Genomic DNA, 24,530 nt, shown 5'->3' with positions numbered 1-24,530 from the left:
GTCCCCGAACAGACCCCTCGCCTCCGCGGACGTCCCCCGCCGCGGAGGCGAGGCCGCGCCCGGCGCACCCGGCACCGCCCGGGACGCCGCGGCGCCCCGCACACCGCGAAAGGAGCTCCACCGTGCCGCACGTCAGCATCAAGCACTGGCCGCGCACGTTCACCGACGCCGAGAAGCAGGACCTGGTCGCATCGCTGACCACGACCGTCACCAGGGTCTTTGCCTGCGAGCCGGGCGCGGTGTCGATCGCCGTGGAGCCGGTCGAGCCCTCGCTGTGGCTCGACCGGGTCCACGGCCCCGAAATCCAGGCACGCGGCCACCTGCTGTGGAAGGAGCCGCACTACTCGCAGCCGATCCCGAACGACCCGCCCGGAGGCACCCGATGAGCGCCACCCCCCGCACCGCCGTCCCGCTCGTCTTCACGGAGGAGGTCCGTGAGGCGCTGCACGAGGGCCGCCCGGTCGTCGCCCTGGAGTCGAACGTCATCACGCACGGCCTGAAGTACCCGCACAACGCCGAGACCGCGCACCAGGTCGAGGCCGCCGTGCGCAAGGGCGGCGCGGTCCCGGCGACGATCTGCGTGGAGGACGGCGCGGTCCGGGTCGGGATGACGGACGCCGACATCGAGCGGTTCGCGTCCGAGCCCGGCATACCGAAGGTGTCCAGCCGAGACCTGCCCGTCGTCCTCGCCCGCGGCGGCCGCGGCGCGACCACCGTCGCGTCGTCCCTCGTGGCGGCGGAGCTGGCCGGCATCCCGTTCTTCGCGTCCGCCGGGCTCGGCGGCGTGCACCGCGGCGCCGAGACCACCATGGACGTCTCCTCGGACCTGATCCAGCTCACCCGCTCCAAGGTCGCCGTGGTGTGCGCCGGCGCGAAGATGATCCTGGACCTGAAGCTGACCATGGAGTACCTGGAGACGCAGTGCGTCCCGGTCGTCAGCTACGGCTCCGACGACTTCCCCGCCTTCTACTGCGCCTCCAGCGGGGTCCGCTCCCCGCACCGCGTCGACGACGAGGACCTCATCGCGCGGATCGTGCGGCTGCACTGGGCGGCGGGCCACCCCGGCGGCGTGGTCGTCACCGCCCCGCCCCGCGACGAGGACGCCGTCGACCCGGAGGTGGCGGAGGCCGCGATCCGGGACGCCCTGGCCCAGGCGGACCGGGACGGGGTGGCCGGTCAGGGCCTCACCAAGTACCTGATGCACGCCGTCGACCGGGCCACCGGGGGACGCACCGCGCAGGCCAACATGGCCGTGCTGATCTCCACCGCCGAGGTCGGCGGCCGCATGGCGGCGGCGTACGCCCGCGCAGCCGCCGAGGACGGCGGGACCGGCGGCCGCCCGGGGCCTGACCGGCGGGCCGACTCCTCCTGATCACCCGCGGCGCGCCGTACGGCACCACCCCCGTACGGGCCGCGCCGCACCGGCCCGGACCGCGCCCGGCCCCGGTCCGGGCCCCCGGCCACCGCGGCCACGGCCACCCGGGCACCGCGCGGCCCCGGCTGCCGGGCCCCGCACGGCCCCGGCTGCCGGCCGCCGTCCGCGGCAGCCGAGGGCGCCGCCGCCGGCGGACGCCCCACCACCGCACGTCCCGGCCGGCCGGTCCGGCCACCGCGCCGGCCACCGCCTTGCCACCGCACCGCCCGACCCAGGGAGACATCGCATGACCTCGCTCTTCGACACCGCGACCTTCGGCAAGATCCCCCTCCGCAACCGCCTCCTGATGGCCCCCATGACCCGCAACCGCGCCACGCCGGAGGGCGCCGCCACCGCGCTCATGGCCGAGTACTACGCCCAGCGGGCCACCTCCGGGCTGATCATCACGGAGGGCGTCCAGCCCTCCCAGGTCGGCCAGGGCTTCATCAACACCCCCGGCCTGCACACCCCCGAGCAGGTCGCGTCCTGGCGCACGGTCACCGACGCGGTGCACGCGCAGGGCGGCAGGATCATGGTGCAGCTGATGCACTCCGGCCGCATCGGCCACCCCTCGCTGTACGCCAGCGCCCACGAGCCCGTCGCGCCGTCCCCGGTGCGGGCGGCCGGCCGGCAGTTCACGCCGGAGGGCCTGCAGGAGTACCTGGTGCCGCGCGAGCTGACCACCGCCGAGATCGACGCCACCGTCCGCGACTTCGCCGACGCGGCCCGGGGCGCCATGGAGGCCGGCTTCGACGGCGTGCAGATCCACGCGGGCAACGGCTTCCTCCTGCACCAGTTCCTCTCCGAGAACACCAACCACCGCACCGACGCCTACGGCGGGTCCGTCGCGAACCGGATCCGCTTCACCGTCGAGGTCACCGAGGCCGTCACCGCCGCCGTCGGCAACGAGCACACCGCGGTCCGCGTCTCGCCGGGCAACCCGTACAACGACATCGCGGAGGGCGACACCGAGGCGCTGTACGCGGCGCTGGTCCCCGCGCTGCCCGAGCTGGCGTTCCTGGAGGTCTGCGAGATCGTGACCCGCCCCGTGACCCGGGCCGTCCGCGACCTGTGGCGGGGCAACCTGGTCGTGAACCCGCACGCCGCCCCCGACTCCTTCCCCGCCACGGCCCGCACCGCGCAGGAGGTGCTGGACGAGGGCCTGGCCGACGCGGTGTCGCTCGGTGCGCTGTTCCTCGCCAACCCGGACCTCCCGGCCCGTATCGCGGCGGACGGCCCGTACAACGACGTCGACGACTCGACGTTCTACGGCGGCGACCACCGCGGCTACACCGACTACCCGACGCTGACCGCCTGACCGCCTGACCGCCTGACCGCCGCCTCAGCACCGCCGGGGCCCGGAGCCGCCGCGGGCGCGGCCGGAACGCCCTCCGGCCGCGCCCGCGGCTCCGGCACCTCCGCGCCCGCGGCTGCCGTTTCGTACGCCTCCGCGACCGGCCCCGGACCGGGCGGTGACCAGGACACGAGGAGCGGCACAGGCGACCCGGACCGGACCGTACGGCGCCGGGCCGTGCGCGGACCGTACCGGGGCGGCGACGCACCGCGCACACCGCGCCCGCCCCGGTAAACTCGGCTGCTTACCCATTCGCCGGAGGTGTGCGCGCGTGTCCTGCCTGATCGTCCAGAGCGACAAGACACTCCTGCTCGAAGTGGACCACGAGCAGGCCGACGCCTGCCGCCGCGCCATCGCGCCGTTCGCCGAGCTGGAGCGGGCGCCCGAGCACATCCACACGTACCGCATCACCCCGCTCGGCCTGTGGAACGCCCGGGCCGCCGGGCACGACGCCGAGCAGGTCGTGGACGCGCTCGTCGAGTACTCCCGCTACCCCGTGCCGCACGCCCTGCTCGTCGACGTCGCCGAGACGATGGCCCGCTACGGCCGGCTGACCCTCAGCAAGCACCCCGCGCACGGACTCGTCCTGTCCACCACCGACCGCCCGGTCCTGGAGGAGGTGCTGCGCTCCAAGCGGATCAAGCCGCTCGTCGGCGCCCGCATCGACGCGGACACCGTCGCCGTGCACCCGTCGGAGCGCGGCCAGATCAAGCAGACGCTGCTGAAGCTGGGCTGGCCCGCGGAGGACCTCGCCGGCTACGTCGACGGGGAGGCCCACCGCATCGACCTGGACGAGTCCGGCTGGGCGCTGCGCCCCTACCAGAAGCAGGCCGTGGAGGGCTTCTGGCACGGCGGGTCCGGTGTGGTCGTGCTGCCCTGCGGCGCCGGCAAGACCCTGGTCGGCGCGGGCGCCATGGCGAAGGCCAAGGCGACCACGCTCATCCTCGTCACCAACACCGTGTCCGCCCGCCAGTGGAAGCACGAACTGGTCAAGCGCACCTCGCTCACCGAGGACGAGGTGGGCGAGTACAGCGGGACGAAGAAGGAGATCCGGCCCGTCACCATCGCCACGTACCAGGTGCTCACCACGAAGCGGAAGGGCGTCTACCCGCACCTGGAGCTGTTCGACTCCCGGGACTGGGGCCTGGTCGTCTACGACGAGGTGCACCTGCTGCCCGCGCCCGTGTTCAAGTTCACCGCCGACCTGCAGGCGCGCCGGCGGCTCGGCCTGACGGCGACGCTCGTGCGGGAGGACGGCCGCGAGTCCGACGTCTTCTCGCTCATCGGCCCGAAGCGGTTCGACGCGCCGTGGAAGGAGATCGAGGCGCAGGGCTACATCGCGCCCGCCGACTGCGTGGAGGTCCGCGTCGACCTCACCGAGTCGGAGCGGTTCGCCTACGCCACGGCGGAGAGCGACGAGAAGTACCGCTTCTGCTCCACCACCGCGACCAAGCGGAAGGTGACGGAGGCGCTGGTGCGGAAGTTCGCGGGGCAGCAGATCCTCGTCATCGGCCAGTACATCGACCAGCTCGACGAGCTCGGCGAGCACCTCGACGCGCCCGTCATCAAGGGCGAGACGTCGAACGCGCAGCGGGAGAAGCTGTTCGACGCCTTCCGCAACGGCGAGATCCACGTGCTCGTCGTCTCCAAGGTCGCGAACTTCTCCATCGACCTGCCGGAGGCGACGGTCGCCATCCAGGTGTCGGGCACCTTCGGCTCCCGCCAGGAGGAGGCGCAGCGCCTCGGCCGGGTGCTGCGGCCCAAGGCGGACGGGCACAAGGCCCACTTCTACTCGGTGGTCGCCCGGGACACCGTCGACCAGGACTTCGCCGCGCACCGGCAGCGGTTCCTCGCGGAGCAGGGCTATGCGTACCGGATCGTCGACGCGGGCGACATCCTCGGCGGCGGCGTCAGCGGCGGCGCCTGACGAGACCGGCGGCGTCCTCGTCGCCGTACCGGCCGAGCACGGCCACCTCGAAGGCGGTCGCGGCGGCGACCCGCGCGGCGCGCAGGACATCGCCCGGCCGGAGGGCGGGCCGGTCGTGGGAGCGGCGGAGGGCGGTGGCGCCGGCGGCGGTCCGGCCCCGGCGGCGAACGTCGTGGAAGTCATGTCTCCATGGTCCGTTCCGCCCGGGGCCGTGCCATCGCCCGCCGGGCGGAATCCGCGGGCGGCCCGCGTACGCCTCAGGTCAGACGCCGTCCCCTCCGGGGAGGAGGGCCCGCCGGGCGACCCCTACGGGGCGGCGGCCCGCTTCCTGCGGGGCGGGCCGTGCGGCCTGCGAGGCGGGCCCCGTGCCGCTGGGGGCGGGGGTGTCCGTACCGCCTGCGGGGCGCGGCACGGGACCCTGCCGTATGGGCGGTGCGGTCCGGAGCCTCGCCTGCGGGGCGGTGCGGCCCGGAGCGTGCCGTAGCCGTGCGGCGGCACGGACCGCCGCACGGGAGGAAAACCCTTGGCGCCCCCCGCTCCCCGCCCACTAGCATCTTCGCCCTTGCCCGCCTCCCCCGGCGCAGTCCGGCCCGGGAGCGCCGCCGTCCGGTCGGAAACCGGCGGCTGACCCGGAGACCACCCGCACCGCCTCGGAGGCACCCCCATGTCCGCACCGCCGGAGTCCGACCCTCTCGCCCGCGAGCGCGCCCACCTGGCGGAGTCCCGGTCCGCGCTGCGCGCCATGCGGGAGGACGTCGAGGCGCTCGACATCCGGGACGTCACCGCGAACTGGGTGAACGCCCGGGTCCTGGAGCGGCAGATCGAGGAACGCGTCAAGGCGCTGGCCGACCACGCGGACACGCCGCTGTTCTTCGGCCGCGTCGACTACCTGCCCGGCACCCAGGAGGGCCGCCGCTTCTACATCGGGCGGCGCCACGTCCACGACGCCGACGGCGACCCGATGGTGGTCGACTGGCGCGCACCGGTGTCGCAGCCCTTCTACCGCGCCTCCCGGCGGGACCCGCAGGACGTGCGGCTGCGGCGGCGCTTCGGCTACACGGGCGGCGAGCTCACCGCGTACGAGGACGAGCACCTCACCGACCCGGCCGAGGAGGAGCGGACCAGCCGGCTGCTCCAGGCGGAGATCGAGCGGCCCCGCGTCGGCCCGATGCGCGACATCGTGGCCACGATCCAGCCGGAGCAGGACGAGATCGTCCGCAGCGGGCTGTCCGGCACGGTGTGCGTGCAGGGCGGCCCCGGCACGGGCAAGACGGCGGTGGGCCTGCACCGCGTCGCGTACCTCCTCTACGCGCACCGGGAGCGCCTCGCCAGGACCGGCACGCTCGTCGTCGGCCCGAACCGCTCCTTCCTCCGCTACATCGAGCAGGTCCTGCCGGCGCTGGGCGAGCTGGAGGTCCGGCAGGCCACGGTGGAGGACCTCGTGTCCGCGCACGTGGAGGTGCGGGGCGAGGACGGCGCGGACGCCGCCGTGGTGAAGGGCGACGCCCGGATGGCGGAGGTCCTGCGGCGGGCGCTGCGCTCGCACGTGACGCCGCCGGCGGAGCCGGTGGTCGTGGTGCGCGGCGCGCGGCGGTGGCGGGTCCCGGCCTACGAGGTCGAGGAGATCGTCCGCGAGCTGCTGTCCCGCGACATGCGCTACGGCGCCGCGCGGGACGCCCTGCCGCAGCGGATCGCGCACGCGGTGCTGGTGCGGATGGAGGCGGCGGGGGAGGCGCCGGACGACCGGGTGCAGGACGCGGTGGCGCGCAGCGCCGCGGTGAAGGCCGCCGTGAAGGCGGTCTGGCCGCAGGTGGACCCGGCGAAGCTGGTCCTGCGCCTGCTGGGCGACGCGGCGTTCCTCGCCGCGCACGCGGAGGGCCTGCTGACGGAGCAGGAGCAGAAGACGATCCTGTGGGAGAAGCCGCCGCGGGGCGTGCGGTCCGCCCGGTGGTCCCTGGCGGACGCGGTGCTCGTGGACGAGGCGGCCGACCTGGTGGCGCGCACCGCGTCGCTGGGCCACGTGGTGCTGGACGAGGCGCAGGACCTGTCGCCGATGCAGTACCGGGCGGTGGGGCGGCGCTGCTCCACGGGGTCGGCGACGGTCCTCGGGGACCTGGCGCAGGGCACCACGCCGTGGGCGACGGGGAGTTGGGCGGAGGCGCTGCGGCACCTGGGCAAGGCGGACGGCCGGGTGGAGGAGCTGACGGCGGGCTTCCGCGTGCCCCGGGACGTCATCGCGTACGCGTCCCGGCTGCTCCCGCACATCGCGCCCGGCCTGGCCGAGGTGCGTTCGGTGCGCGAGAGCCCGGGCTCGCTGGAGGTCCGAGCGGTCCCGGCGCAGGCCCGGGACGCGGAGGCGGCGGCGGCCTGCGCGCGGTACCTGCGGCGGGAGGGCTCCGTCGGGCTGATCGCGGCGGACGGGCGCCTGCCGGCGCTGGCGGCGGCGCTGGCGGAGGCGGGCGTCCCGCACCTGGCGCCGGGCGACGAGACCACCCCGGACGTGCGCCTGACGCTTGTCCCGGCGAGCTTGGCGAAGGGCCTGGAGTACGACTACGTGGTGCTCGACGAACCGGCCGCCGTGGTGGACGCGGAGCCGGACGCCCGCACGGGGCTGCGCCGCCTGTACGTGGCGCTGACCCGCGCGGTCTCGGGCCTGACCGTGCTCCACGCGGCGCCCCTGCCGCAGGAGCTGGCGGAGGAGCCGGCGGGGGAGTAGGGCCGGGTTCCGGCGGGTCGCGGGACGGCGGCCCACCGCCGGGCGGTGTCCGTGTCAGAGGACGACGCGGAAGTGCGTGGTCAGCCGGCCGTCCGTGTCGAGGACGTGGAAGGCGAGGCCCGGGGGCTGGTCGCGGTCCGCGGGCTGGTCGCCCTCCCACGGCATGCGCAGCGTCCAGGTGACCGCCGGACCCACGATCAGGGGGCGCTCCGCGAACGTCGACACGGCGGCGGTGTGGGCGTGGCCCGTCAGGACGGCGGTGACCTGGGGCCGGTCCAGCAGGATCGCCTCCAGTTCCTCCGGTTCCTCCAGGAGGTAGGCGTCCGGCAGCGGGTGGTGCAGCCGCACCGGCGGGTGGTGGAAGGCGATGAGGGCGTTCACGTCGTCGGGGAGCTGCGCGAGGGTCTGGTCGATCCACGCGATGGTGTCGCGGTCGAGGCGGCCCTCGCCGCGGCCCGGCACCGACGAGTCGCACATGAGGATCGCCGTGTCCCCGATGTGGTGGAGCCGGTTGACCGGCGCGTCGGCCGGGGCCTCCAGCAGGAGCGACTTGCGGTAGGCGGACCGGACGTCGTGGTTGCCGGGGCAGGTGAGCACCGGGAACGCGGACGTGAGGAGGGCCGCCGCCTCCTCGTACTCGGCGGGCGCGCCGTTGTCGGCGATGTCCCCGGTGACCAGCAGGGCGTCGGGGCGGCGCGGCAGCGTGTGGAGGTACTGCATGACACGGGTCGCGCGCTGGGTCGCCCTCTCGCTGCCGTCCAGGTGCAGGTCGCTGATCTGCGCAAGCAGCATGTCGCTCTCCCTCCTCCTGGGCGTACCGATGCGGCCACCCGAGGTGTTCTACCGGTAACTTAGAGTTTTACCGTTAGAAAACGTAGAGGGTGGCCTGCGATGTGATCAAGAGGCAGATGAAGATTGACCGAATGACGAGCAGGGAGTTGGGAGGGCGCTTCGTGGAGCGCTGGCTGGCACTCGAACTGGCGAACACCATTCGCAACGACGGCAGCGGAGGGCTCGCGGACCACCTCGACACCGTGGAGGGGGCCGCCCGGTGGCTCCGCGAGCTGGACGGGCTCCCGCTGCCGGACGACGCCGAGGTCGACGAGTCGTTCCGGGTGGCCCTGGTCGAGCTGCGGGCCGCCGTGCGGGCGCTGTTCGCCCGTGCCGTCAGCCCGCGCCCCGCCTCCCGCGCCGACGCCCGCAGGCTCATGCCGGTGGGTCAGGCCCTCGCCCGGCTCAACGAGGCCGCCGCACGGGAACCGGTGGTGCCGCGCCTCGACTGGCCGGAAGGCGTTGCTCCATCCGTGCGACTGCTGTCGGCCGAGACCGACCCGCGGATACGGGTCCTCGGGGCACTGGCCCGCGACGCGGCCGAGTTCCTCAGCGGGGCGTGCGCGCAGCACCTGCGGTCCTGTACGGCGCCCCGCTGCGTGCGCTACTTCGTGAAGAACCACGGCCGCCAGGAGTGGTGCAAGCCCTCGTGCGGCAACCGCGCCCGCGCGGCCCGCCACTACCGCCGCCGCCAGGCCCCGGCCTGACCCCGGGCTCCCGGACTGCGGCTCCACGGCTGAGCCGAGAGGGGTCCGACCGAGGCGCGCGCGCCGGGCCGCAGCGGCGGGCGTTCCGGTGGGCGGGGGCAGGTGGGCCCCCGGTCGAGCGGCGGGCGTTCCGGCGGGGCCAAGGCCGTGCCGCCTTGGCGGCCGCCGGGGATCCGGCCTGCCCGGCGTCCCGGGGCGAGGCCGCCGCCCACGCCCCGTGCCCCGAGCTGTCCCCGCCACCGCCCGCACGCCCCGGTCGCCAGGCCCGCCTGCCCCGTCGCCTGCGAGCCCCGGTGTCCAGGCCCGCCTGCCCCACCGTGCGCACGCCCCGCCCGCCAGGCCCCGCCCGCCCCGTCGGCCTGGGCTGCGCCCGCCAGGCCCCGCCCTGCCGCCCGCCAGGGCTACGCCGCGTCGGTGTCCAGGGCGCGGCGCCAGGCCCGTACCGCGCCCTGGGCGACCGGGGAGGTCCAGCCCGCGGGGCGGGCCGCGCCGCCGATGTGGAAGGCGTCGACGCCGGCCGCGCGCAGGACCGGCACGTGGTCGAGGCGCAGGCCGCCGCCCACCAGCAGCTGCTGCTCGTGCCCCGGCTCGCCGCGCAGGCCCGCCTCGGCGCGCAGCACGTCGAGCCCGGTGTCGACCCCGGCCGCCGATCCCGCCGTCAGGTACGTGTCCAGGCCCGGCAGGTCGGCGAGCTGCTTGCGCAGGGCGGCGCGGTCGGCGGCGTGGTCGATCGCCCGGTGGAAGGTCCACCGGCAGCCCTCCAGCTCCGCGGCGAGCTGCTCCAGGACCGTGAGGTCCGGGTTCCCGTCCGCGTCGAGGAAGCCGAGGACGAACTCGTCCGCCCCCTCCGACCGCAGGTCGCCGGCGACCCGCTGGAGGGCCTCCACGTCGTCGGCCGTGAAACCGTCGGTGAGGCGCAGCATCACGCGCAGCGGGAGGTCGACGGCGGCGCGGATGCGGGCGTACGTCTCGCGGGACGGTGTCAGGCCGTCCGCCGCCATGTCGGTGACGAGTTCCAGTCGGTCCGCTCCTCCGGCCTGCGCGGCGATGGCGTCCTCCGCGTCGAGGGCGATCACCTCCAGGACTGCACGGTTGCTCATGGTTCCCATTCCTCCGGAAGGCGACGGGTCGACAGGTCTAGTCCAATAACGCCACCAGACTAATGCGCCGCGCCCGATCCGCCGCCCCCTCCGCAGCCCTTCCGGTCTGCCGGGCGGCGCTTTCCCGCCGCCCGACACTTGGCCGTCGATACCCCCATGGGGTATACAGAAGTCCGACATGGTTACCCCCTCGGGGTATAGTGAAGACCGAGCGACCAAGGAGCGCGCAGTCATGAGCAGCCACGCGACCGCATCCACGCCCGCCGCGGGCACCGGCGCCACCGCCGAGGTCGAGCTGGCCATCGGCGGCATGACCTGCGCCTCCTGTGCGGCCCGCATCGAGAAGAAGCTCAACCGCATGGACGGCGTCGAGGCGACCGTGAACTACGCCACGGAGAAGGCCAAGGTCGCCTACCGCGGCGCCGACGTCTCCGTGCAGGACCTCATCGCCACCGTCGAGGCCACCGGCTACACCGCCCGAGAACCCGAGCCGCCCGCGCCGAGCCCCACCGCCGGCGGGGCGCAGGGCGACGCCGCCGAGGACGACCCCGAGCTCACGGCGCTGCGCGGGCGGCTCGTCACCGCCGTCGTCCTGTCCGTACCCGTCATCGCCATGGCGATGATCCCGCCGCTCCAGTTCACGTACTGGCAGTGGCTCTCGCTGACCCTCGCCGCACCCGTCGTCGTCTACGCCGGCTGGCCGTTCCACCGCGCCGCCTGGACCAACCTCCGGCACGGCGCCGCCACCATGGACACGCTGATCTCGGTCGGCACCTCCGCGGCCTTCCTCTGGTCCCTGTGGGCGCTGTTCTTCGGTACGGCCGGCATGCCCGGCATGTCGCACCCGTTCACGTTCGCCGTCTCCCGCGGCGGGGGCGCCGGGAACATCTACCTGGAGGCCGCCGCCGGCGTCACCGCCTTCCTCCTCGCCGGGCGCTACTTCGAGGCCCGCTCCAAGCGGAAGGCCGGGGCCGCCCTGCGGGCCCTGCTGGAGCTCGGAGCCAAGGAGGTGACCGTCCTGCGCGACGGGCGGCAGCAGCTCGTCCCGACCGCCGACCTGCGCGTCGGCGACCGGTTCCTCGTCCGGCCCGGCGAGAAGATCGCCACCGACGGGACCGTCGTCGAGGGCTCCTCCGCCGTCGACGCCTCCATGCTCACCGGCGAATCCGTGCCGGTCGAGGTCGCCGTCGGCGACCCGGTCGCGGGCGCCACCCTCAACGCCGGGGGCCGCCTCGTCGTCGAGGCCACCCGCGTCGGCGCCGACACCCAGCTGGCCCGCATGGCCAAGCTCGTCGAGGACGCCCAGAACGGCAAGGCCGCCGCGCAGCGGCTCGCCGACCGCATCTCCGCGGTGTTCGTGCCGGTCGTGATCCTGCTGGCCCTCGCCACCCTCGGCGGGTGGCTCGCGCTCGGCGCCGGACTGACCGCCGCGTTCACCGCCGCCGTCGCCGTACTGATCATCGCCTGCCCGTGCGCCCTCGGACTCGCCACCCCGACCGCCCTCATGGTCGGCACCGGGCGGGGCGCCCAGCTCGGCATCCTCATCAAGGGCCCGGAAGTCCTGGAGACCACCCGCAAGGCCGACACCATCGTCCTCGACAAGACCGGCACGGTCACCACCGGCCGGATGACCCTGCTCGCCGTGCACCCCGCCGCCTCCACCACCGAGCACGAGGTGCTGCGGCTCGCCGGGGCCCTGGAGCACGCCTCCGAACACCCCGTCGCCCAGGCCGTCGCCGCCGGGGCCGCCGAGCAGACCGGCACCCTCCCCGACCCCGAGGACTTCGTGAACGTCCCCGGGCTCGGCGTCCAGGGCGTCGTCGACGGGCACGCGGTCCTCGTGGGCCGCGAGAAGCTGCTCGCCCAGTGGGCCATCGAGCTGCCCGAGGACCTCGCCCGCGCCAAGGAGGCCGCGGAGCGCTCCGGCCGCACCGCCGTCACCGTCGCCTGGGACGGCGAGGCCCGCGCCGTCCTGGAGGTCGCCGACGCGGTCAAGGACACCAGCGCCGAAGCCGTCCGCAGGCTGCGCGCCCTCGGGCTCACCCCGATCCTGCTCACCGGCGACAACCGGACCGTCGCCGACGCCGTGGCCCGCGAGGTCGGCATCGACGCCGCCCACGTCATCGCGGAGGTCATGCCCGAGGACAAGGTCGACGTGGTCAGGCGGCTCCAGGCCGAAGGACGCAGCGTCGCCATGGTCGGCGACGGGGTCAACGACGCCGCCGCCCTCGCCCAGGCCGACCTGGGCCTCGCCATGGGCACCGGCACCGACGCGGCCATGGAGGCCGGCGACCTGACCCTGGTACGGGGCGACCTGCGGGCCGCCGCCGACGCGATCCGGCTCTCCCGGAGCACCCTCGCCACCATCAAGGGCAACCTCTTCTGGGCCTTCGCCTACAACGTCGCCGCCCTGCCGCTCGCCGTGGCCGGCCTGCTGAACCCGATGATCGCGGGCGCGGCGATGGCCTTCTCGTCCGTCTTCGTCGTCGGCAACAGCCTGCGGCTGCGGGGATTCAAGGCCGCCGCCTGAACCACCGGCCGCCGTGCCCCCGGAGCGCCCTGCCGCGCCCCGGGGGCACAATGGCGTCCATGCCACGTGAGTCGCCCGAGCACCCCGCCCACGACGCACTCGTCCGCCGCTGGGTGGACACCGTGCAGCGGGCCGCCGGCCGGGCCCCGGAGGCCGACCGGTACGCCCGCGAGCTGCTGCGCCGCTGGGCCGAGCCGCAGCGCCGCTACCACACCACGGACCACCTGCTCGCCGTCCTGCGCCGGGTCGACGAACTGGCCGGGCACGCCGAGGACCTCGCCGCCGTGCAGCTCGCCGCCTGGTTCCACGACGCGTACTACCTGCCGGACCGGTCCACCAACGAGGAGCGCAGCGCCCGCCTCGCCGAACTCGCCCTGCCCGAACTGGGCGTCGCCCCGTCCCGTACGGCGGAGGTCGCCCGGCTCGTCCGGCTCACCGTCACCCACGACCCCGCCCCCGGCGACCGGGACGGCGAGGTCCTGTGCGACGCCGACCTCGCCGTCCTCGCCTCCGAGCCGGAGCGGTACGCGGCGTACGCGGCCGCCGTCCGCGAGGAGTACGGCTTCGTGCCGGACGACGCGTTCCGCGCCGGGCGGGCCGCGGTGCTGCGGCAACTGCTGGCTCTGGAACGGCTGTTCCGCACCCCGTACGGCGCGGAGCACTGGGAGGACGCGGCCCGGCGCAACCTGCGCGCCGAGCTGGGGCAGCTTTCCGTGTAGCAGGAATGCATCTGGCGCGGCCGGTGTTGGCGACTGTCATGCCCACCGATGACCAGCCCGATCCGTCCGCCTCCCCCCGCGCCACCGCTTCCCCCGCCGAAGCCGCAGAAGCCGCCGCTCCCGCCACTCCTGCTTCCCGCGGGGGCCGTATGCCGGTCGCCGTGTACATCCTCGGCCTGTCCGTCTTCGCCCTCGGAACCAGCGAGTTCATGCTGTCCGGGCTGCTGCCGGCCATCGCCGGCGACATGGACGTGTCCATCCCGAAGGCCGGACTGCTCGTCTCGGCGTTCGCCATCGGCATGGTCGTCGGCGCGCCGCTCCTCGCCGTGGCGACACTGCGGCTGCCCCGCAAGGCGACCCTCCTCGCCCTCCTCGCCGTCTTCGGCCTCGGACAGGTCGCGGGCGCCCTCGCCCCCACGTACGAGGTGCTGTTCGCCTCACGGGTCGTCAGCGCACTGGCCTGCGCGGGGTTCTGGGCCCTCGGCGCGTCCGTCGCCGTCGCCATGGTGGACCAGGGCTCCCGCGCCCGCGCCATGGCCGTCATGATCGGCGGCCTGTCCGTCGCCAACGTGCTCGGCGTCCCCGCGGGCGCCTTCCTCGGCGAGCACTTCGGCTGGCGGTCCGCGTTCTGGGCCGTCGGCGCCGCCTCCGCCGTCGCCCTCGCCGGGGTCCTCACCCGCGTCCCGCACCTGCCGCTCCCCGACCGGAAGCCCGAGCTGCGCCGCGAACTCGCCGTCTACCGGGACCGGCAGGTGTGGCTCGCCGTGGCCTTCACCGCCTGCACGGCGGGCGGGGTCTTCGGGGCGTTCTCGTACCTCGCGCCGCTCCTCACCGACGTCGCCGGACTCGCCTCCGGCTGGGTGCCCGGCGTGCTGGCGCTGTTCGGGGCCGGTGCGCTCCTCGGCACGGCGCTCGGCGGCCGCCTGGCCGACGCGCACCTCTTCGGGGTGCTGCTCAGCGGCACCGCGGCCGCGACGGTGCTGCTCGCACTGCTGGGCCTGCTCGGCGGCAGCCCGGTCGTCGCCGTCGCCGTGTCGTTCCTCGTCGGCGTCGCCGCCTTCTTCACCGCGCCCGCCCTGAACGCGCGGATGTTCCAGGTCGCCGGGGCCGCCCCCACCCTCGCCGGGGCCACCGCCACCGCGGCGTTCAACCTCGGCAACACCGGCGGCCCGTGGCTCGGCGGGCTCGTCATCGACGCGGGCCTCGGCTACCGCGCCCCCGCGTGGGCCGGTGCCGCCATGACCCTGGCCGCCCTGGCGCTGGTGGCCGTCGCGCTGCGGCGGCAGTCGCGGGAGCGCGGCGCGCCGAGCCGGGTGGTCATGGGCGCCGCGGCAGCGGGCGGGGCGGGGCTCAGGGACGCGGTGCCGGACGGCGCTTCGGGCGGCGCAGCCCCGCGGCGGTGAGCAGCCGCACCAGCTCCTTCGAACCCACCTCGACCGCGCCCGCCGCCACCGCGTCGGCGTAGCGGGTCGACGGGATGTCGTAGTGGTCGCCGTCGAAGGCGTGCGGCGGAGCGCCGAGCGCGGCGGCCGCCGCGTGCAGCTCCTCGAACGACACGTCGCTGATCAGATGCGACCACATGCGTCCGTGGCCGGGCCAGTTCGGGGGTCGATGTAGAGCGTCACGCCGCACGACCCGCCGCACGACCCCCGCCGCGCCCGCGGCCGGTGCCGCCCGCGTCACCGCAGGCTCCGCCGCCCGCGTCACCGCAGGCTCCGCCGCCCGCGTCACAGCAGACTCCGCTGCCGCCCGCGTCACCGCAGGCTCCGCCGCCCCCGTCACCGCAGGCTCCCCACCGGGGCGACCACCACGCCCGCCCGGCCGCACACCCAGTGCGGGTCCGGGCCGAGCTCCGGTTCCACGTCCAGGGCGTGCGGGTCGCCGCTGTCGCACACCGGGCACAGCGGCCACCGCCCGTACCGCTCCAGCAGCGCGTCCTGCACGTCCTGCGCGACCAGCCCGGCCACGAACGTCACCCCGTCCGGCCACTGCTCCACCCACCAGCGGCGCTGGGCCACCGCGTCCTCCACCAGCGACACGATCTCCGCCTCGGCCACCTCCCGGGCGGTCAGGTCCGCGAGGACCAGCGCGCGGGCGGCGTGCAGCGCCTGCTCCAGGGTGTCCGGGTTGCTCATGCAGCCATTCTGACCCGCGGGGTTGACGGTCACCATCGCTGAAAATACGTTTCGGATGTGACCGACAAGGCGAAGGAAACTTTCATCACGGGGTCCGGTGGCCTCCCCGTCGGTGCCGCGCCCGACGTCCTCGCCGCCAAGGTGCGCACCCTCGCCCCCTCCATGACCCGCTCCATGCAGCGCGTCGCCGAAGCCGTCGCCGCCGACCCGGCCGGGTGCGCCGCCCTCACGGTCACCGGTCTCGCCGAGCTGACCTCCACCAGCGAGGCCACCGTGGTCCGCACCGCCCGCGCCCTCGGCTACTCCGGCTACCGCGACCTGCGGCTCGCCCTCGCCGGGCTCGCCGCCCAGCGCCGCTCCGGCCGCGCCCCCGCGCTCACCGCGGACATCGCCGTCGACGACCCGCTGGAGGACGTCGTCGCCAAGCTGGCCCGCGAGGAGCAGCAGACCCTCGCCGACACCGCCGCCGCCCTCGACACCGCCCAGCTCGCCGCCGCCGTCGCCGCGGTCGCCGCCGCCCGGCGCACCGACCTGTACGGCGTCGGCGCCTCCGCCCTGGTCGCCCACGACCTGGCGCAGAAGCTGTCGCGCATCGGGCTGGTCGCGCAGGCGCACAGCGACCCGCACCTCGCCGTGACCAGCGCCGTGCAGCTCCGCCCGGGCGACGTCGCCGTGGCCGTCACCCATTCGGGCGCCACCAGCGACGTCATCGAGCCGCTGCGGGCCGCGTTCGACCGGGGCGCGACCACCATCGCCCTCACCGGCCGCCCCGACGGGCCCGTCGCCCGGTGCGCCGACCACGTCCTCACCACGTCCACGGCCCGGGAGACCGAGCTGAGACCCGCCGCCATGGCGTCCCGCACCAGCCAGCTCCTCGTCGTGGACTGCCTGTTCACCGGGGTCTGCCAGCGCACGTACGCGGCGGCCGCGCCCGCGCTCGCCGCGTCGTACGAGGCCCTCGCCCACCGCAGGGCGGCCCCCCGCCCCCGTACCAGCAGGTGAGCACGTAAGGAGCCGACATGACCGACCCGGCGACCGACGCCGCCGCCCTCCGCAGCCACCTGGACACCCTCACCACCGAGGGGTTCCGCCCCGACCTGGCCGATGTCGACACCCGGCCCACCCTCGACATCGCCCGCGCCATGAACGCCGGGGACCAGGCCGTGCCCGCCGCCGTCGCGGCCCAGCTGCCGAGCATCGCCGCCGCCGTCGACGCCGTCGCGGACCGCATGGCCCGCGGCGGGCGGCTCGTCTACGCGGGCGCGGGCACCGCCGGGCGGCTCGGCGTGCTCGACGCCAGCGAGTGCCCGCCCACCTTCAACACGGACCCCTCCCAGGTCGTCGGCCTGGTCGCGGGCGGGCCCGCCGCGCTCGTCCGCTCCGTGGAGGGCGCCGAGGACTCCGCCGACCTCGCCCACGCCGACCTCAAGGCCCTGGAGCTCACCGACGCCGACACCGTCGTCGGCGTCTCCGCCTCCGGCCGCACCCCCTACGTCCTCGCCGCCGTCGCGTACGCACGCGACCTGGGGGCCCTGACGGTCGGCCTGGCCTGCAACCCGGGCAGCGCCCTCGCCGCGGCCGCCGACCACGCGATCGAGGTCGTCGTCGGGCCGGAGTTCGTCACCGGCTCCACCCGCCTGAAGGCGGGCACCGCCCAGAAGCTGGTGCTCAACATGATCTCGACGATCACCATGATCCGGCTCGGCAAGACGTACGGGAACCTCATGGTCGACGTGCGCGCCACCAACGACAAGCTGCGGGCCCGCTCCCACCGCCTCGTCGCCCAGGCCACCGGCGCGTCCGACGCGGAGACGGCGGAGGCCCTCGCCGCGACGGGCGGCGAGGTCAAGCACGCGATCCTCGTGCTGCTCGGCGGAGTCGACGCCGCCACGGCCGCCCGCCTGCTCGCCGCCCACGGCGGACACCTGCGCGCCGCGCTCGCCGCCGCGGCCGCCCCCTGACCCGTACGAGCACCGCGGCCGCCCCCTGCGGCACCGCGGCCGCCCCCCGACCCGTACGAGCACGGTGAGAGGCCCATGACGACGACAGAGGAAGCCCACAGACGGACCGCCGCGGAGCTGCTCCCCCTCGTCGGCGGGGCCGCCAACGTCGCGGCGGTCACCCACTGCATGACCCGCCTGCGCCTCACCCTCCGGGACCGGTCCCTCGTCCGCGACGAGGAGGCGCGGGCCCACCCGGCGGTGCTGGGCGTGGTGGAGGAGGCGGCGTCGGGGTCGTACCAGCTCGTCCTCGGGCCCGGCGCGGTGGCGAAGGTGACCCGCGAGTTCGAGGCGCTCGTCACCCCGGCGGCCCTGAAGGAGGCCCAGCGGGCCCGCAACGCCAAGCCGTTCAAGCTGCTCCTGCGCCGCGTCGCGAACATCTTCGTGCCGCTGATCCCGGCGCTCATCGGCTGCGGGGTCGTCGCGGGCCTCAACGGCCTGCTGGCGAACCTGGGCTGGCTCCCCGGGCTGACCCCCGCCCTCACGGCCGTCTCCTCCGGCTTCATGGCGCTGATCGCGGTCTTCGTCGGGGCCAACACGGCCAAGGAGTTCGGCGGGACACCGGTGCTGGGCGGCGCGGTCGCGGCCGTCGTCGTCTACGCCGGGGTGTCCCGCATCGAGGTGTTCGGGCAGGAGCTCAGGCCGGGCCAGGGCGGGGTCCTCGGCGCGCTGGCGGCGGCGTTCCTCGCCACCCGCGTGGAGCGCTGGTGCCGCCGCCACGTCCCGGAGGCCGTCGACGTCCTCGTCACGCCCACGCTGACGGTCCTCGTCGCGGGCCTCGCCACGGTGTACGGCCTGATGTACGCGGCGGGGGAGGCGGCCGAAGCGATCGGCACGGCCGCGGACCGCCTCCTCGCCCACGGCGGCGCGGTCGCGGGCTTCGTCCTGGGCGGGCTGTTCCTGCCGCTGGTGATGCTGGGCCTGCACCAGGCGCTGATCCCGCTGCACGCCACGCTCATCGAGCAGCAGGGCCACACGGTGCTGCTGCCCGTGCTGGCGATGGCGGGCGCGGGCCAGGTGGGTGCGGCGGCCGCGGTGTACGTGCGGCTGCGCCACGACACGGCGATGCGCCGCACCATCAGGTCCGCGCTGCCCGCCGGGCTGCTGGGCGTGGGGGAACCGCTGATCTACGGCGTGACCCTGCCGCTCGGCCGCCCGTTCGTGACGGCGTGCCTGGGCGGCGCGGTCGGCGGCGGAGTGGTCGGCCTGTTCGGCATGTGGGGCCACACGGTCGGCTCGACGGCGATCGGCCCGTCCGGCTGGGCGCTGTTCCCCCTGCTCGCCGGCCCCGGAGGGCCCTTGGCGACGGTCGCCGCGTACGGCGCTGGCCTGCTCGCCGGGTACGCGGCGGCTTCGCCGCGACGTACCTCTGGGGGCTGCGGGGCGTACCGGCGACGGGCGCCACGCCCCAGGCCGGACCGGCGGAGGGCGGGGTGGCGGAGGGCCTACCCGCGGAGGGCGGGGCAGCGCACGGTGAGGCGGCGGAGGGCGGTGCGGCGCGGGCTGATGCCGGGGCGGACGGCGGCGTGCGGGGCAGTGCCGCCCGCGGCCGCCCCGCGCGGGGAGGCCCCGCAGGACACCCCGGCGGAGGGCGGCGCCGGGCGGCGGCCCCGCTGACGGGAGGCCGCCGCCGGAACGTACCCGCCCCACCGCCTCCGAGAACCGGCCGGCCCGGACGCGGACCCGACCCGCCCCGCCGCCTCCGAGAACCGGCCGGCCCGGGCGCGGACCCGACCCGCTCCGCCGCCTCCGAGAACCGGCCGGCCCGGACGCGGACCCGACCCGCCCCACCGCCTCCGAGAACCGGCCGGCCCGGGCGCGGACCCGACCCGCTCCGCCGCCCCCGAGAACCGGCCGGCCCGGACGCGGACCCGACCCGCCCCTGCGAAACGTCCCGGGACCGGCCCGCCCGTGGGAAACGGCCCGCCATGGGTGCCGGGGCGCGCCGTGCGGGCCCCGGCCTCAGAGGGCCAGGACGAGCTTGCCGCGGACCCGGCCGTCCGCGCTGAGCCGGTGGGCCCGCGCCGCCTCCTCCAGCGGCAGGACCTCCTGCACCTCCACGTGCACCGCCCCGGCGTCGACGAGGGCGCCGATCCGCCGCAGCGCCTCGCCGTCGGGCGCCACGATGACGCGGCGCGCCGCGACTCCCGGCACGCGGTGCGCCTCGTCCACCGGCTCCGGCAGCGTGATGAGCGTGCCGCCGTCCCGCAGCATTCCCCACGACGCGGCCTGCACGGGGCCGCCGACGGTGTCCAGGACCATGTCGAACGGCTTCAGGTCCGCCGGGTCCACCACGGTGCGGTCCACCGGCTCGTCCACACCCAGGCGGTGCAGGAACTCCACGTTCCGCCCCGAAGCGGTGGCCGTGACGTGCGCCCCCAGGTGCTTCGCGAACTGCACGGCGAAGTGGCCGACCCCGCCCGCACCCGCGTGCACCAGCACCCGCTGCCCGGCGCCGGCCCCGGCCGCCTCCAGGGCCTGCCACGCCGTCAGCCCGGCCAGCGGCACGGCCGCGGCCTGCGCCCACGACAGGCCGGCCGGCTTCGGCGCCACCGCCGACGCGGGGATCGCGGTCAGCTCCTGGTAGGCCGCCCCGTACGGCAGCGGCAGCATCCCGTACACCTCCTCGCCCACCGCGGGCCCCCCGGGGACGGTGGCGCGGACCACGCCCGCGATGTCCCAGCCCATGCCGAGCGGGAACGGCCGGTCGCTGCGCACCGCCCCCTCGCGGTGCTTCCAGTCCACCGGGTTCACCCCCGCCGCCCTGACCTCCACCAGCAGCTCCCCGGCCGCCGGTACGGGCGCGGGGCGCTCCACGAGCTCCAGAACGCTCTCGTCGCCGTACTGAGAGAAGACCACCGCACGCATGAATGCTCCCGCCATGTCGTCGCACGAACCGCCCCGCCGCCGGAGCGGTCCGGCACCGGCGGGGATGGTGCCCTCGCACCTGCCCCCACCCTCCCGGCAGCCGGCGCGCCGAACCATTACCCCGCCGGTACCCCCCTCGGGGACGGCCGCGGCGCACCGATACTGGTGGGCATGAACGCACCCAGCGAACTCGGCGGGTTCCTGCGGTCCCGCCGGGCCCGGGTCACCCCGCCGGCGGCCGGACTGCCCGACCGCGGCCGGCGCAGGGTCGCGGGGCTGCGCCGCGAGGAGGTCGCCGAACTCGCGGGCGTCAGCCTCGTCTACTACACCCGGCTGGAGCAGGGCCGCGCCCGCAACCCCTCGGACGCCGTGCTCGCCGCACTGGGCCGCGTGCTGCGCCTCGACCCCGCCGAGCAGGCCCACCTGCGGGACCTCGCCCGCGGCGTCCGGGCCGGCGCGCCCGCCACCGCGGCCCCGCAGCCCCGTCCGGCGCCGTACGGGAGAACCTGCGGCGCCTGGTGGCGGCGGTCGGTGCCGTGCCCGCGTACGTCCTGAACCCGGCCATGGACGTCCTCGCGGCCAACGACCTGGCCCGCGCGCTCGTCGCCGCCCCCGACCGGGAGCGGCTGCCTCCCAATCTGGCGCGGCAGGTCTTCCTCGACCCCGGGGCGCGGCAGCTCTACCCGCACTGGGACGAGGTGGCCCGCCAGACGGTCGGGTTCCTGCGCTACGCCGCGGGCCGCCGCCCCCAGGAGCCCGCACTGCTCCGCCTGGTCGCCGAACTCACCCCCCGGAGCGCCGAGTTCCGCGCGCTGTGGGCGGCGCGGGAGGTCGCGGAGAAGACGTACGGCACGAAGGAGTTCCGGCACCCGGTGGTCGGCGGTTTCCCCCTCGCGTACGAGACGCTCGACCTGCCCGGCGACGAGGGCCTGTCCCTCGTCGTGTTCACCGCGCCCGACGCCCGCGCGGACGCGGCGCTGCGGCTGCTGGGGAGTTGGACGACCCCCTGCCCGGCGGACGCTCCGCCGCCCGGCCGCCAGGTGCCGGGCGCGTTCGTCCCGTCGGCGGACTCCGGCGGCCGGGGCGCCGGCCACGGCGGCTGAGCGCGGCCGCGCGTCCCGCCGAACGGCGACAGTGACGGCGAGGGCGGGACGCGGATCGCCGGACGGCGACGGCGGGAGACGGCCGGAGCACGGGGCGGCGACGCGGGACCCCGCCCCGCCGGACGGCGGCGCCACCTCGCGCCTGGGCGGCGACGGCGGGAACCCGGCCCCGGCGCGACCGGTCGAGTCCCGCACCCGCACGAGGGGGCAGGCCGCAGACGAGGGGGCAGGCCGCAGACGGGTGGCCGGGCCCCGGACGAGGGTTCAGGCCCCCGACGAGGATTCAGGCCCCGGAGGAGGAGTCAGGCCCCGGCCGGGAGGTGCGCGCCCCGCCGGTACGGACCGCCCCACCCCCACGCCGCGTACAGGGCGTCGGCGAAGGCTGCGGCCACCTTGTGCTCGCCCGACGCGCTGGGATGGGTGCCGTCGTAGGTGTCGGTCCGCAGGTCGTACGGGTCCGGGGCGGCGGCCATCACCAGCGGGGACTCCGGCCGGTGCAGGTCCTGCACCGCCTGCGCCAGCAGGGCGTTGAAGCGGGCGCACTCCGCCGCGAACGACGGGTCCTTCTCCGCGCGGATGTTGGGCAGCACCGGGAGCAGGACCGCACGGACGCGAGGGTTCGCGGCGCGCGCGGACGCGAGGAACGCCCGCGCGTTGTCCGCCGTCTGCGCGCTGTTCGTGTAGAAACCCAGGTCGATCAGGCCCAGCGACACCAGCAGCACGTCCGCGCCGGACACCGCCACCGCCTCCTCGACGAGCGGCGCCATGTGCACCCAGCCCTCGCCCCAGCCCGCCAGGTGGCGCCGCGCCTCCGGCGGGAACGCCGGGTCGGCGTACGCGGACGAGACGGCGGCGTCGGCCTCCACGTCGTACAGCGCCGTGCGCGGCCCCACGATGCTGAACCCGCCGGGCCCGAGGGACGCCCGGAGGTGCTGCCACATGCGGTAGCGCCAGGTGTACTCGCCCGCGCTCCCGATGGTCATGGAGTCGCCGACGAACAGGAAACTGGGACGCATGCGCGCCATCATGGCCGGTCAACGGGCCGGAACGCCACGTGACCATGGACACTGGGAGGCATGCGCCTCGCCTCCCGTGCGGTCCCGGCCGCCGTCGCCGCCGCCCTCGCCGGCCCGCTGCTCCTCGCGCCTCCCGCCGCCGGTGCCGACGGCGACGGGTTCACGCTGAAGGACCCGCGCATCACCGAGTCCAGCGGGCTCGCCGCGAGCCGCGCCCACCCGGGCGTCTACTGGACCCACAACGACCAGGACGAGCCCCGGGTCTTCGCCGTCGACTCCCGCACCGGCGAGACCGTCGCGACCGTCACCCTGCGCGGCGTCGGCAAGCCCCGCGACATGGAGGCGGTGTCGGTGGGGCCCGACGGGCACGTGTACGTGGGGGACATCGGCGACAACCTCAACGGGTCGTGGCCGTATGTGTGGATCTACCGGTTCAAGGAGCCGGAGCGGCTGCGCGACCAGTCCGTGGACGCCGTCCAGTACACGGTGACGTACGAGGACGGGCCCCGGGACGCCGAGGCGCTGATGGTGCACCCCAAGACGGGGCGGGTGTACATCGCGTCCAAGAACGAGGAGGGCGGCGGCCTCTACGAGGGGCCCGCCCGGCTCAGCGCGCAGGGCCGCAACGTGTTCCGGCGCGTCGGCGAGGTGCCGTGGGTGACCGACGGGGCCTTCTCCCCGGACGGGACGCGGCTGGTGCTGCGCTCCTACTTCAGCGCCCGCAGCTACGCGTGGAAGGACGGGCGGCTCGGCGCCGACGAGCGCGTACGGGGGCCGATCCAGCCGCAGTCGGAGTCCGTGACGTACACGGCGGACGGGTCGGCGCTGCTGTTCGGCAGCGAGGGCGCGCAGAGCAGGGTGGTGCGGGTGCCGGTGGAAGGCACCGGCGCGGCGCCGTCCGCCCCGGCCGGCGGCGGCACGGACGCGACCGGCGGCCCGTCCGGCCCCGGCGGCGCCACCGCCACCGGCGCCGACGACGGCGGCAGCGGCACGGGCCTCACCCTCGGCGTGGTCGCGCTGGCCGCTGCCCTGCTCTTCGGCGCACGCCGCCTGCGCCGCGGACGCACGGGCGACTGAGCCGGGACTGCTGCGCCCGGCCCCGGGCGTCGGCGTCGGCTCGGCCGTGCGGCGCTTGAGCAACCCGCGCCGACCCGGACCTGGCGATCAGGTCCCGAGCTGGACCTCGCTTCCGCTGCGCGACTCCCGCCAGACAGTGAGCCCCGGGTGCGGAGTGCTACAACACGTCGCACTCGATCTCCATGTACTCCTTGCGGAGCGTGTCGATGATCGCGTGGGATGCGGGCAGCTCGACTCCGTCGATCGCACTGACGGCACGGACGCCGATGGCCGCGTTGGTGGCGAATGCGGCTCGCATGTTCGTCAGGTCGTCCAAGCGGAGTGAGCGGGTTTCGTGGTCGTGCGTCGCTTTCAGGAGGTCCATGGTCACACCGACGAGGCAGTCGGCATTCGGCCAGATCACTCGGCTTCCGTCGAAGAAGCCGATGTTCCAGGTGCCTCCCTCCGAGATCACGCCCTCCTGGTCGATGAAGAGGGCGTCGTCGAATCCGTGCAGCTGGGCCTGCCTGCGGTGGTGCAGGGCTGCGAAGAGGCCGACGCTCTTGACGCTCGGTACGTCGCGTACGTAGGTCGTCGACCGCACCTTGAGCGGCGGGAGCGGAAGGGCGCCCGCCGGCCGGGAGGTCACCAGGATGTGCGGGTCGTCGGCCTTGTTCGGATGGCCCAGGTCGAGGCTGGGGTCGAACACGGTGACGCGGACCGCGGTCGATCCGGTGGCAGGAGCGGCACGCCTGGCCAGCTCGCGTACGCGCTCCGGGTCGAGGTCAGTGCCGAACAGCGTTCGGCAGTCGCGCTGAAGCCGCTCCATGTGCAGAGACAGGCCGCGCACGCGCCCGTCGTCCACGCGCATGGACGTGAAGTGGCCGTAGTTGGTCAGGGCCAGGTTCTGAAGCTGGGCCGGCTCGACCGGTTCTCCGTTGAGTTCTGCCATGCGGGCCAGCGTGTCACCTCGCTCGCACATCCCCGCTGCGAACGATGCTGCAGTGCCACCCACGTGCGGTGAAAGTTCGGTCCTGGTGCGGTGGGAGGCCGT

20 protein-coding genes and 2 pseudogenes are annotated in these 24,530 nt (G+C 75.7%); 15 read left to right on the top strand and 7 right to left on the bottom strand.

The features are described 5' to 3' along the window. Positions 1 to 122 precede the first annotated feature (122 nt). The 5 genes from L6E17_RS25805 to L6E17_RS25785 all read left to right on the top strand — a co-directional run bounded on the left by L6E17_RS25805 (position 123) and on the right by L6E17_RS25785 (position 7,411). Entirely contained in the window at positions 123 to 386 is a 264-nt protein-coding gene (locus tag L6E17_RS25805; protein WP_236243089.1) for a hypothetical protein, read from the top strand. Further along, positions 383 to 1,372: a pseudouridine-5'-phosphate glycosidase gene (locus L6E17_RS25800; protein WP_236243088.1), complete on the top strand. Its 990-nt coding sequence runs from the start codon at positions 383 to 385 to the stop codon at positions 1,370 to 1,372. The genes L6E17_RS25805 and L6E17_RS25800 overlap by 4 nt, the downstream gene beginning before the upstream one ends. Before the next feature lie 289 nt (positions 1,373 to 1,661). Continuing rightward, positions 1,662 to 2,732, top strand: coding sequence for an alkene reductase (locus L6E17_RS25795; protein ID WP_236243087.1), 1,071 nt, complete (start codon positions 1,662 to 1,664; stop codon positions 2,730 to 2,732). 307 nt (positions 2,733 to 3,039) lie between these two features. After that, positions 3,040 to 4,695, top strand: a complete 1,656-nt coding sequence (locus L6E17_RS25790) for a DNA repair helicase XPB (protein WP_236243086.1) — start codon at positions 3,040 to 3,042, stop codon at positions 4,693 to 4,695. 664 nt (positions 4,696 to 5,359) lie between these two features. Next, positions 5,360 to 7,411 (top strand): UvrD-helicase domain-containing protein, encoded by a 2,052-nt coding sequence (locus L6E17_RS25785; protein WP_236243085.1) that lies wholly within the window; start codon positions 5,360 to 5,362, stop codon positions 7,409 to 7,411. 54 nt (positions 7,412 to 7,465) lie between these two features. On the opposite strand, the gene L6E17_RS25780 is transcribed toward L6E17_RS25785, so the two are convergent. Further along, entirely contained in the window at positions 7,466 to 8,203 is a 738-nt protein-coding gene (locus tag L6E17_RS25780) for a metallophosphoesterase (RefSeq protein ID WP_236243084.1), read from the bottom strand. 161 nt (positions 8,204 to 8,364) lie between these two features. Between L6E17_RS25780 and L6E17_RS25775 the strand changes: the two genes are divergently transcribed. Continuing rightward, a complete protein-coding gene (locus L6E17_RS25775; RefSeq protein ID WP_236243116.1) occupies positions 8,365 to 8,949 on the top strand; it encodes an ABATE domain-containing protein in 585 nt (194 codons plus the stop codon). A gap of 401 nt (positions 8,950 to 9,350) precedes the next feature. Here L6E17_RS25775 and L6E17_RS25770 read toward each other — a convergent pair whose 3' ends face one another. Then, positions 9,351 to 10,049, bottom strand: a complete 699-nt coding sequence (locus tag L6E17_RS25770) for a copper homeostasis protein CutC (RefSeq protein ID WP_236243083.1) — start codon at positions 10,047 to 10,049, stop codon at positions 9,351 to 9,353. Between the two features lie 232 nt (positions 10,050 to 10,281). Between L6E17_RS25770 and L6E17_RS25765 the strand changes: the two genes are divergently transcribed. The 3 genes from L6E17_RS25765 to L6E17_RS25755 all read left to right on the top strand — a co-directional run bounded on the left by L6E17_RS25765 (position 10,282) and on the right by L6E17_RS25755 (position 14,701). Further along, complete coding sequence (locus tag L6E17_RS25765) at positions 10,282 to 12,579, top strand: cation-translocating P-type ATPase (RefSeq protein ID WP_236243082.1); 2,298 nt, start codon at positions 10,282 to 10,284, stop codon at positions 12,577 to 12,579. Between the two features lie 50 nt (positions 12,580 to 12,629). Continuing rightward, complete coding sequence (locus L6E17_RS25760) at positions 12,630 to 13,298, top strand: hypothetical protein (protein ID WP_374109147.1); 669 nt, start codon at positions 12,630 to 12,632, stop codon at positions 13,296 to 13,298. Positions 13,299 to 13,447: 149 nt separating this feature from the next. Then, the gene (locus tag L6E17_RS25755; protein ID WP_236243115.1) at positions 13,448 to 14,701 is read left to right on the top strand and encodes a Cmx/CmrA family chloramphenicol efflux MFS transporter; all 1,254 of its coding nucleotides are present in this window, start codon (positions 13,448 to 13,450) and stop codon (positions 14,699 to 14,701) included. Here the strand turns inward: L6E17_RS25755 and L6E17_RS25750 are convergent. Together L6E17_RS25750 and L6E17_RS25745 are read right to left on the bottom strand one after the other, a co-directional pair. Then, positions 14,649 to 14,923 (bottom strand): annotated as a pseudogene (locus tag L6E17_RS25750) (DUF4031 domain-containing protein). The gene L6E17_RS25755 and the pseudogene L6E17_RS25750 overlap by 53 nt on opposite strands. Before the next feature lie 153 nt (positions 14,924 to 15,076). Beyond that, entirely contained in the window at positions 15,077 to 15,433 is a 357-nt protein-coding gene (locus L6E17_RS25745; protein WP_236243079.1) for a hypothetical protein, read from the bottom strand. 57 nt (positions 15,434 to 15,490) lie between these two features. Here L6E17_RS25745 and L6E17_RS25740 point away from each other — a divergent pair, with 57 nt between their 5' ends. From L6E17_RS25740 to L6E17_RS25730, 3 genes and pseudogenes are all read left to right on the top strand, one after another. Next, positions 15,491 to 16,435 (top strand): MurR/RpiR family transcriptional regulator, encoded by a 945-nt coding sequence (locus L6E17_RS25740; protein WP_374109146.1) that lies wholly within the window; start codon positions 15,491 to 15,493, stop codon positions 16,433 to 16,435. Between the two features lie 17 nt (positions 16,436 to 16,452). Then, positions 16,453 to 17,394: an N-acetylmuramic acid 6-phosphate etherase gene (gene murQ / locus L6E17_RS25735; RefSeq protein ID WP_236243078.1), complete on the top strand. Its 942-nt coding sequence runs from the start codon at positions 16,453 to 16,455 to the stop codon at positions 17,392 to 17,394. Positions 17,395 to 17,469: 75 nt separating this feature from the next. Beyond that, positions 17,470 to 18,953 (top strand): annotated as a pseudogene (locus L6E17_RS25730) (PTS transporter subunit EIIC); the annotation flags it as partial. A 442-nt stretch (positions 18,954 to 19,395) separates the two neighbouring features. Here L6E17_RS25730 and L6E17_RS25725 read toward each other — a convergent pair. Further along, a complete protein-coding gene (locus L6E17_RS25725) occupies positions 19,396 to 20,301 on the bottom strand; it encodes an NADP-dependent oxidoreductase (RefSeq protein WP_236243077.1) in 906 nt (301 codons plus the stop codon). A gap of 171 nt (positions 20,302 to 20,472) precedes the next feature. Between L6E17_RS25725 and L6E17_RS31205 the strand changes: the two genes are divergently transcribed. Both L6E17_RS31205 and L6E17_RS31200 read left to right on the top strand, forming a co-directional pair. Beyond that, positions 20,473 to 20,856 (top strand): helix-turn-helix transcriptional regulator, encoded by a 384-nt coding sequence (locus L6E17_RS31205; RefSeq protein WP_308315937.1) that lies wholly within the window; start codon positions 20,473 to 20,475, stop codon positions 20,854 to 20,856. After that, positions 20,838 to 21,404 carry a hypothetical protein gene (locus tag L6E17_RS31200; protein ID WP_308315936.1) on the top strand — a complete coding sequence of 189 codons (567 nt, stop codon included), beginning with the start codon at positions 20,838 to 20,840 and terminating at the stop codon, positions 21,402 to 21,404. Before L6E17_RS31205 ends, L6E17_RS31200 begins: the two co-directional genes overlap by 19 nt. A gap of 302 nt (positions 21,405 to 21,706) precedes the next feature. Here the strand turns inward: L6E17_RS31200 and L6E17_RS25715 are convergent, their stop codons facing one another. Next, a complete protein-coding gene (locus L6E17_RS25715) occupies positions 21,707 to 22,420 on the bottom strand; it encodes a GDSL-type esterase/lipase family protein (RefSeq protein WP_236243076.1) in 714 nt (237 codons plus the stop codon). 60 nt (positions 22,421 to 22,480) lie between these two features. On the opposite strand from L6E17_RS25715, the gene L6E17_RS25710 reads away from it, so the two are divergent. Then, positions 22,481 to 23,497 carry a WD40 repeat domain-containing protein gene (locus L6E17_RS25710; RefSeq protein ID WP_236243075.1) on the top strand — a complete coding sequence of 339 codons (1,017 nt, stop codon included), beginning with the start codon at positions 22,481 to 22,483 and terminating at the stop codon, positions 23,495 to 23,497. 157 nt (positions 23,498 to 23,654) lie between these two features. Here L6E17_RS25710 and L6E17_RS25705 read toward each other — a convergent pair whose 3' ends face one another. After that, positions 23,655 to 24,428 carry an aminotransferase class IV family protein gene (locus tag L6E17_RS25705; protein WP_236243074.1) on the bottom strand — a complete coding sequence of 258 codons (774 nt, stop codon included), beginning with the start codon at positions 24,426 to 24,428 and terminating at the stop codon, positions 23,655 to 23,657. Positions 24,429 to 24,530 lie beyond the last annotated feature (102 nt).

The organism is Streptomyces sp. CC228A (genome assembly GCF_021390935.1).
Classification (GTDB): Bacteria; Actinomycetota; Actinomycetes; order Streptomycetales; family Streptomycetaceae; genus Streptomyces.
This window is presented reverse-complemented; position numbering and strand designations above follow the sequence as displayed.